Here is a 7,553-nt window from a genome sequence, read left to right as displayed (position 1 = left end):
ATTATGGATTGGAGCAATTGTGGTGATGGATAATTTATCAGTACATACTGCTGCGGTGATTCAAGACTCAATTGAAGCAGTTGGCGCACGTCTTGTCTTTTTACCTCCTTACTCACCTGACTTATCTCCAATTGAATTATGCTGGTCAAAACTGAAGCACTGTTTGCGAGCAGCAAAAGTTACAACACATGAGGCACTAAATCAACTTTTAACTCAGATTGTGAATCAGCAAATTTCCTCTGATGATGCTTGGGGTTGGTTTGCCCACTGTGGTCTATTCATTTGAAAACTGCTGTAATTGCGAATTGCGTAAGCGGAGTGGGGCGTTAGCAAGAGTGCGAATTGCGAACTTGTACTGAGCGTAGTCGAAGTATTGCGAATTGCGAATTGGAGTTGACACCCATTTACTGATGAGCATGAGTTACACTGCAAGGTACATCTTTCTGCCACGAACCACGACTGCCACTAGGTACATTAGCTGTAAGTACCACCTCTCCCTTTTTGTTTATTACCCATCCGTTTGCTTCTACAATAGGTTCTGGTGTTGTTACTGTCTTAGTAACCGCAGGTGGATTACTGCTTCGGCGTAGCCCATCATTGGCGTTTGCGTAGCGTGTCGCAGACAAGCCTTCTCTACCAGAGGCTTCGCCACTTGGTTTGAGCGACACCCAACCCACATTTACTGCGTCATTCGGGAGAATATCTTTGGTGGGATTGGGAGGTAAACCACCACTTCCGGTAATGATAAAACTGCTTTGAGCATAACTTGGACTATCGCAGACTTGCGCTACTTCAGTTTCGACACCGATTGTGGGTAACTCAACTAAGCCACTGTTGGGGTCAACACCAGGTGTGTTAAGTTCTACAGAACCACTGAACTCAGGGCTTGCTCCAGTAGCAGTAATGTCGCTTTTTGGAGTCGGTGTATTTCGACGCTGAATTCCAAAGATTCCCTGAGCGCTAATTTGGACTTTTCCCCCACGAAAGTCAACAGAATTGGCGCTAATATCACTATTATCTTCAGGAACAGCAATAATGAAGCCATCTAGTGCATCGATTTTGATGTTGCCGCCAGGAATACCAGAGCCTTTGGCATTGGTAGTGATAGAGCTTTGATTACGTAGTAATAATAAAGGCGATCGCAGGAAGATATCACCTCCACCTCCTGTAGTGTCAGCAGTGATTTTCGCAGCGTTGTTGAGATAAATAGAATTAGCATCAACTATTAATGAGCCTGCGGTTCCTGCACCTGGCATTATACTGCTTACTGTTACTTGTGCCTGATCTCGTATAATCAATTGCCTTGTACTAATTGATATAGAACCTGCATTTCCAGTACCTCGACTTCGAGCAAACAAGCCACTGGTATTTTCCGTATTAGATGCTTTTCCACTTAGCTCTACAAAGTCAGAGGCAAATACAGTTAGAACGCCTCCGTTACCCTGGCTTTTATCACCAGTACCACTTACTACTTGCGCTCCATCTTGAGCAATCAATTGCTTTGTGTCAATTGTCACAAAGCCAGCATCTCCATTGCCTAAAGCCTGAGCAAACAAACCGCTAGGATCTCCAACCAATGAAGTTCCGCTAAGTTTTATAAAATCTAAGGCAGTCACTTTCAAAATACCCCCGCGACCCTCGCTACCTTTTTCAGCACTAGCTGCTACATTTCCCCCATCGGCAACAATTAATTTTCCTGTTTCAATGGTTAAGTTGCCTGCTGTGCCGTCACCAAAGGTGGTAGTAAGCAAATCACTGGGGTTATTAGATGCATCAGTTCCAATTACTTGCACAGAGTCGGTTGCTCTTACCGTTAGACTTCCCCCGTTACCTGAACGATAAGTTGCAGCACTTATTTGCGATCCATCTCGAAGAGTTAACTGTTTAGCTTGAACAGAAATTCCTCTACCGTTTTGGCTCCATTGGTTGTCTGCGAAAACTTGTGACCCATTAGTGAGCGTGATGTTCCTGCCTTCTAGCTGTATATAACCACCACCCTTGTCATTCACTGTATCTTCGTCTTGATATTCACTAACATTGACTATAGCCCCATTGCTCAGTGATATATCTGCTAGCGTAACGTCGTTAGGAAAGCTTAAGGTTCGCTCATTGCTATCAATGTTCAGTTCTATTATTCCTTCACCAAGTATCCCTCCTAAAGCAATCTGACCACTTTCTGCTTGTAAAAATGCATTATCTAAGATGATGTTACCGCCTACTAACGCCAGGGTTTTACCAGGTTGTACTGCTAGGAAATTTTTTTGTGTCTTAATTTCTCCTACAGTCCTACCAATTTGTAGTCCTATAGGTATACTCACCGTTAATAAAGGTTTTGCTCCAAGGCTAGTTGTATTAAAAAAAGTCCCATCCTTAAATTTGATTGCGCTAGCTGTACTACCAACAAATGAGCCACCAATATCCAAATGTGCCTTGGAACCAAAAACAATTCCATTAGGATTAATCAGAAACAAATTAGCGTTAGAAGTAGCTAAAGTGCCGTTGCTCAATTGGTAAGTGCCAAGAATACCCAGAATCTTAGAAGGGTTACTACCCGTCACTCTTACAAGAATGTTCTGAATATCACTACTGGGACTTAGAAAATAGGCTTGTCGTCCTTCATTAATGCTGAATTCTTTAAAACTGTGGAATAAATTGTTGCCACGAGTTGCCCCACCTTTTACCACATCAATTAAATCATCTGGATCATTAAAAAGTTTAGGTTTTGTTTTATCTATATAAGAACCTTCAAAGCCTAGAGTTTCATCAGCAGTGATGGCACTTTGAGCCAAGGCAGAATTAGCAAAATAGTTTCCCTGAACAAGCGATCCCCCAAGGAAAGCTAAAGAAATTGCTAGCCCTCGTTGCCAAGAGCGATATTTCCAGTTTGGAGTCATCTGATTAAATGTAACTCTTATTTAAGACCATGCACTATCTTTTGCTCAGGAGCAATTAAAGATACTACCTAGTATTTGTAGCGGTTACCGTTACTAATTTTGAATTGTACATAGTTTAAGATGTTATCTTGGGATGAAATCAATTTGCTCTAGTTCCTGTACTGAGGGTAAAGTTAGCTAATACAATAGCTACTGTATTAGCTCGCTTTTTCTGTTATAGAATAAGAGTCGCTAGATGATTTTCCTTCTGCTTGGTTCGGATGGGATAGGTTAAGCCCTAGTGGCTTTTCTGCTGGTTGATCCTAATTGGGTAGATCAAGCCCTGGTGGTTTTTCTATTGGTTGATCCTGATCAGTTGAGGGCTTCCCTCCTGGTTGGGGCCCATTAGTTCGGCTATATAAGATTCGTATATTTACTGGTTCACCCGGTAGAACTTCTGGTAGTTCATCCGATTTTTGTGCTGATACTTCTGAGTCAATGGTTACTGAATGGCATTCAAAATAAAGTTCACCATACTTTTGTGTAAAAATGTCACCTCCTGTGGAGGGAAGAATAATGAAAAGTATACATAAAAACTGCACTACTATCGACTTCCAGTTTGAAATTTTATACATAACTTAGATAGGGGTAAATAAAATACATTTAGGTCAAAGTATCACTAGAGTACTAATTTTGTCACACTAGATATACTACAACAGACTACTAGAGAGCTACCACTGTTTGTCTTAGTTTTTGACTCTATAGTGTTATCAATTTCAAAATCCAAATTTTCGCCAATTTGTAATTTTGTTACATAACTTTATATTTTTGACAAAAAAGAAGCTATAGTTGGACAATATGAAGATAAGTATCTAGTTAGTCAAATACTGGTTCTATCTAAAGTCGAAAAATTTGACTTTATCCCTTTACTCGTTAGTAAAGGCTCTTTCAAAGCGATCGCACTGTTGCACTAATATGTTATGCTGCGCTACTCCTGCCAATCAACCAATCACCCCATCCACAATCGCAATCTTCCACTAGGGATATTTCACCAGCAGCTTTTTGATGACTATCACAAGTACTGGGTCATCATTCCAACTCCTGCAAGAAGCCAAAACTTGGATTCTGCCCAGAATTCGCCGCAACGTATGAGTTTGTGCATACGTAGAGGTCGTACATTTGACAAAAGCTACGATCGCCTCATGTGACCATTTTCCAGGATTTGGCACGGACGCGGCGGAACAAGTATCTTCTCTACGAGACACACAAAGGACATGAAGGGCTTTCGGTTTAACATGACAATCCTTAACTTTAAGTAATCCAGATGAGGTTAACTTTGTCCCCTTTCATTCCTATACGTACTATAGAACCCATTTGGGATCTTGAAAGAGAGGGTAAAATCAGAAATAAATGCCGTACTCCAGCAGCTTAACGGACAAAGAGTGGGAAATCATTGAACCAGTGTTGCCCCAGAAGAAGCAGACCAGACCACCAAAGTGGACAAAAAGACAAATCTTAGATGGCATCTTTTATCAACTTAAGAATAGGTGTAACTGGTGCGATTTACCTAAAGATTTACCGCCTTACTCAACGGTGTTTTGGCACTACAAACAGTGGCGAGAAACAGGAGTAATAGAGCAAATGATGACGACCTTGCATGGGAAAGTACGCGAATACGCCAAAAAAAACAAAGTGGACAACCCTACTAATCATCGACTTCGGTTGCAGTCAAGAATACCTGCAATGCGGGTATGGATTCTAAAGGGTTCTGCTCATAAAAGTGTACCAACGGCATCAAACGGCACTTGGCGGTAGTTACTCTCGGTCTACCATTTTTCACCCACTGCACTAGAGCTAATATGAGTGATGACAGTGGCTTGATTGAACTATTAAGCCAGAACTTAGAGTACTTTCGTGCCAAGCCCGTGAACATCCCAAAGATAACTATTTTGCTTGACCACGGCTATCATCCTGACAAGATTGCAACCGTTCTACAAACACTTTACCCTCGCATTCTGACCAAGATCCGATTCCAACTAGCACCCAAACCTACAAAAACCGAAAAAGCAGTTCTTGGTAAAACAGGATTTGTTCCAGTTGCAACTCGTTGGGTAATTGAACGCTCGAATGCTTGGATGGAACGATGTAAGAGTTTGGTGAAAAACTTTGAGCGAACACTGGCTCATGCAACTTCCAAGCTTAATCTATGTTTTATTCGACTCATGCTCAAGCGTTTAGCTCAGGCATAGATCTCAAATGGGTTTTATACAATCCTGATTACTGCGTGAAGAACGAGGTCGTGATATTTTTACGTATGCGCCTGTGGCGTTGCTGAATGAAGGGATGAATCTATTTATGTAGGTACAATTTGATACTTTAAATAATGAAGTAATAGTTTAACTGAGTATCTCAGTATTTCTTCTGTCTTGGAATAGCATAAAGTTTTTCGGTGAAGGCGTGCAAGATAATGTCTGAGCCTTGTATTTTCATTTTCAACTTGTGTCATATATGTTTTACTCACAATTTGGTCTCCATCTGGAATAAAACTTGGGTAAACTTTCCAGCCGTCTGTCAGATAAAAATAACTTTTCCACTGTTTAGCAATTTCCCACAATGGCTCAAAAGTTTCGGCACTGGTTGTCGTCCCAAAACCCAAGCTAAAATACCTTGAGTAAAGTGATTTACTGCTGTCCACAACCCAATGAGTGTTTTTTTTGAACTAACAAATGTCTCTAATTCATCCAATTCTCCAACTTCTGGAATTATATCTTCTTTCGGTACGTCTGGAAGTTTTTCTCCCAATTGTTCGACCCAATAAATAATAGTAGTATGATGCACTCCTTTTACTCGTTCAATCCCACGAAAACCCATGCCATTAAGGTACATTTTTAAGCATTCTTGTTTCAGTTCCTTAGAATATCCTTTTGGCGGATCGTACAAGTCAATAAATTGGCGATCACATTTTTTACAAATGTGATTTTGTTTACCTCTTCACTTTCCGTTTTGGCGAATTTCCGTAGAGCCGCAGTATGGACATTGCACAGTAGATGACCTCAATTCATCCCTCTATTATGCAATGTCAAAAAAACAACGTTGCTATTATAGCGGCAAGAAAAAACGTCATACTTTGAAAGCACAATTGGTAGTAGACCAAGCTAGTGGCAAAATCATCTGTACGGCTTATGGAATTGGTCGTATTCATGACTTCCGCTTACTGAAAAATACAAAGGTAAGATTTCACACTTCACAGTTGTGTTTAGCTGACAAAGGTTATCAAGGAATTGCCAAAATCCTTGACGAGTAGCTGCATCCCTGCTAAAAAACCTCGTGGTGCTGATTTACCCTCCCATGAACGCCATCATAATCGCCAGTTAGCTCAATTACGTGTTGTTGGTGAACACATCAACCGTCGATTGAAGATTTTTCGTATTCTTAAAGAACAGTATCGTAATCGTAGAAAACGTTTTGGTTTACGTTGCAATTTGATTGCTGGGCTTCTCAATTATGAACTTGCCCTGTTTTCTTGATTCGTGCAAGAGGTCTACTGCTTGTTGCCAAACCGTCGCTTGTTCAGTGGGTTCTAGCTCTGCTTTGGCAACGGAACGTAATTGACGCTCACTACTTGGTAGAGGAATTTGCCGACCAATGGTCGGCAAATATTTCTGAATATTCTCATATACAGTAGTAGCAGATATCTTCAAGTAGGCAGCATCGCGGCTATAACCAAAGCGATCGCGGCAATACTCTTCAAATGTGCGGTACGTGGAACGGTAAAGGCGGCGATCGCGCAATTCCATCAACGCCTTTCCCGCTTCAACAAAAGCCTGCTCGACTTTTCACTCTAAATGCAAGCGGTCGCGCTGTTCATCCTCGGTAAGTTCTGGTACTTCAACCGCTGCCACCTCAACCGTGACTACTTCTGGGTTTTCCTGCTTGAGTGCTGGCTTTGACTTAGGGGGAACTGCGGCTGTGGTCTTTTTGCCAGAGGTGGGTTTGGTCATCGTCCCACCTCTAGTCTGAAGGTGGTCTTTTTGGTATTTACTTGTGGCATCATGAGGTTAGGTTTATTAGTAATCCCCGGCCTTTGTTTACAGGTTGGGGTTTTCATTAGCTTCTTATATCTTTGCAGTTATCGTCAATTGCAAGGCTTCCTCAACCGAACTCTCTTGCCTTGTTATCACTACTTGGTCGGGGCTGCTCAATCACTCACCATAGATGAGGCATTGATTTCAGAAGTCGGAAGTAAGAAATAGGAAGTATGTAGTAGTACTCACCACTAAAGTCGTGGGATTGAAATAAGGACGCTGTGTTACGAGCACCTACTCGTTGAAACACATCTTTTTTTAAGTGGGCTTTAAACCCACAACTAAAGTTATTTTTTTGGTGTTGCATAATAGAGGGATGAATTGAGGTCATCTACTGTGCAATGTCCATACTGTGAGTCTACGGAAATTAGAAAGAATGGAAAACGGAGAGGTAAACAAAATCACATCTGTAATAACTGCGAGCGCCAATTTATTGATGTGTACGATCCGCCAAAAGGATACTCAGAGAAACTTAAACAAGAATGTTTAAAAATGTATCTTAATGGTATGGGTTTTCGTGGGATTGAACGGGTTAAAGGTGTACATCATACTACTATAATTTCTTGGGTAAAACAAATAGGAGAAAAGCTGCCAG

13 protein-coding genes are annotated in these 7,553 nt (G+C 41.3%); 6 read left to right on the top strand and 7 right to left on the bottom strand.

The features are described 5' to 3' along the window. On the top strand, window positions 1–286 hold a 286-nt coding region (locus FCR06_RS35105), incomplete at its 5' end, for a transposase (RefSeq protein WP_138503730.1). Window positions 287–404: 118 nt separating this feature from the next. Here FCR06_RS35105 and FCR06_RS31805 read toward each other — a convergent pair. The 3 genes from FCR06_RS31805 to FCR06_RS33260 form a co-directional block, all read right to left on the bottom strand. Then, entirely contained in the window at window positions 405–2,894 is a 2,490-nt protein-coding gene (locus tag FCR06_RS31805) for a filamentous hemagglutinin N-terminal domain-containing protein (protein ID WP_138506869.1), read from the bottom strand. A 302-nt stretch (window positions 2,895–3,196) separates the two neighbouring features. Next, window positions 3,197–3,508, bottom strand: coding sequence for a hypothetical protein (locus tag FCR06_RS31800; RefSeq protein WP_138506866.1), 312 nt, complete (start codon window positions 3,506–3,508; stop codon window positions 3,197–3,199). Between the two features lie 402 nt (window positions 3,509–3,910). Next, a complete protein-coding gene (locus FCR06_RS33260) occupies window positions 3,911–4,138 on the bottom strand; it encodes a hypothetical protein (RefSeq protein WP_189523667.1) in 228 nt (75 codons plus the stop codon). A gap of 145 nt (window positions 4,139–4,283) precedes the next feature. Here FCR06_RS33260 and FCR06_RS34100 point away from each other — a divergent pair, with 145 nt between their 5' ends. Next, window positions 4,284–4,688, top strand: coding sequence for a transposase (locus FCR06_RS34100; RefSeq protein WP_223280392.1), 405 nt, complete (start codon window positions 4,284–4,286; stop codon window positions 4,686–4,688). Then, window positions 4,679–5,122 (top strand): transposase, encoded by a 444-nt coding sequence (locus FCR06_RS31790; RefSeq protein ID WP_262984736.1) that lies wholly within the window; start codon window positions 4,679–4,681, stop codon window positions 5,120–5,122. Before FCR06_RS34100 ends, FCR06_RS31790 begins: the two co-directional genes overlap by 10 nt. 104 nt (window positions 5,123–5,226) lie before the next feature. On the opposite strand, the gene FCR06_RS35100 is transcribed toward FCR06_RS31790, so the two are convergent. Continuing rightward, the gene (locus FCR06_RS35100) at window positions 5,227–5,529 is read right to left on the bottom strand and encodes an IS1 family transposase (protein WP_223280391.1); all 303 of its coding nucleotides are present in this window, start codon (window positions 5,527–5,529) and stop codon (window positions 5,227–5,229) included. After that, the gene (locus FCR06_RS35095) at window positions 5,445–5,813 is read right to left on the bottom strand and encodes an IS1 family transposase (protein WP_411268039.1); all 369 of its coding nucleotides are present in this window, start codon (window positions 5,811–5,813) and stop codon (window positions 5,445–5,447) included. Before FCR06_RS35095 ends, FCR06_RS35100 begins: the two co-directional genes overlap by 85 nt. Window positions 5,814–5,949: 136 nt before the next feature. Between FCR06_RS35095 and FCR06_RS34525 the strand changes: the two genes are divergently transcribed. After that, window positions 5,950–6,177 carry a transposase gene (locus FCR06_RS34525; RefSeq protein WP_138506864.1) on the top strand — a complete coding sequence of 76 codons (228 nt, stop codon included), beginning with the start codon at window positions 5,950–5,952 and terminating at the stop codon, window positions 6,175–6,177. Beyond that, entirely contained in the window at window positions 6,155–6,400 is a 246-nt protein-coding gene (locus FCR06_RS35090) for a transposase family protein (protein WP_189523666.1), read from the top strand. The genes FCR06_RS34525 and FCR06_RS35090 overlap by 23 nt, the downstream gene beginning before the upstream one ends. Here FCR06_RS35090 and FCR06_RS34680 read toward each other — a convergent pair. Beyond that, window positions 6,344–6,670: a hypothetical protein gene (locus tag FCR06_RS34680; protein WP_317616851.1), complete on the bottom strand. Its 327-nt coding sequence runs from the start codon at window positions 6,668–6,670 to the stop codon at window positions 6,344–6,346. The genes FCR06_RS35090 and FCR06_RS34680 overlap by 57 nt on opposite strands. A 39-nt stretch (window positions 6,671–6,709) precedes the next feature. Next, window positions 6,710–6,874 (bottom strand): hypothetical protein, encoded by a 165-nt coding sequence (locus FCR06_RS34675; protein WP_317616850.1) that lies wholly within the window; start codon window positions 6,872–6,874, stop codon window positions 6,710–6,712. 420 nt (window positions 6,875–7,294) lie between these two features. Here FCR06_RS34675 and FCR06_RS31765 point away from each other — a divergent pair. Further along, a partial coding sequence (locus FCR06_RS31765) for an IS1 family transposase (RefSeq protein ID WP_138506711.1) occupies window positions 7,295–7,553 on the top strand: 259 nt, incomplete at its 3' end.

Source organism: Nostoc sp. PA-18-2419, assembly GCF_005869855.1.
Taxonomy (GTDB): domain Bacteria; phylum Cyanobacteriota; class Cyanobacteriia; order Cyanobacteriales; family Nostocaceae; genus Nostoc.
Note: the sequence above shows the minus strand (reverse complement) of the source record. Positions and strands in the feature narration are given on the sequence as shown.

What these genes read in the sequence shown, in the direction of transcription:
- FCR06_RS31805 (WP_138506869.1), bottom strand. Translation starts at nt 2,894, where the DNA reads ATGACTCCAAACTGGAAATATCGCTCTTGGCAACGAGGGCTAGCAATT.
- FCR06_RS34100 (WP_223280392.1), top strand. Translation starts at nt 4,284, where the DNA reads ATGCCGTACTCCAGCAGCTTAACGGACAAAGAGTGGGAAATCATTGAA.
- FCR06_RS31800 (WP_138506866.1), bottom strand. Translation starts at nt 3,508, where the DNA reads ATGTATAAAATTTCAAACTGGAAGTCGATAGTAGTGCAGTTTTTATGT.
- FCR06_RS34675 (WP_317616850.1), bottom strand. Translation starts at nt 6,874, where the DNA reads ATGACCAAACCCACCTCTGGCAAAAAGACCACAGCCGCAGTTCCCCCT.
- FCR06_RS34525 (WP_138506864.1), top strand. Translation starts at nt 5,950, where the DNA reads ATGTCAAAAAAACAACGTTGCTATTATAGCGGCAAGAAAAAACGTCAT.
- FCR06_RS34680 (WP_317616851.1), bottom strand. Translation starts at nt 6,670, where the DNA reads ATGGAATTGCGCGATCGCCGCCTTTACCGTTCCACGTACCGCACATTT.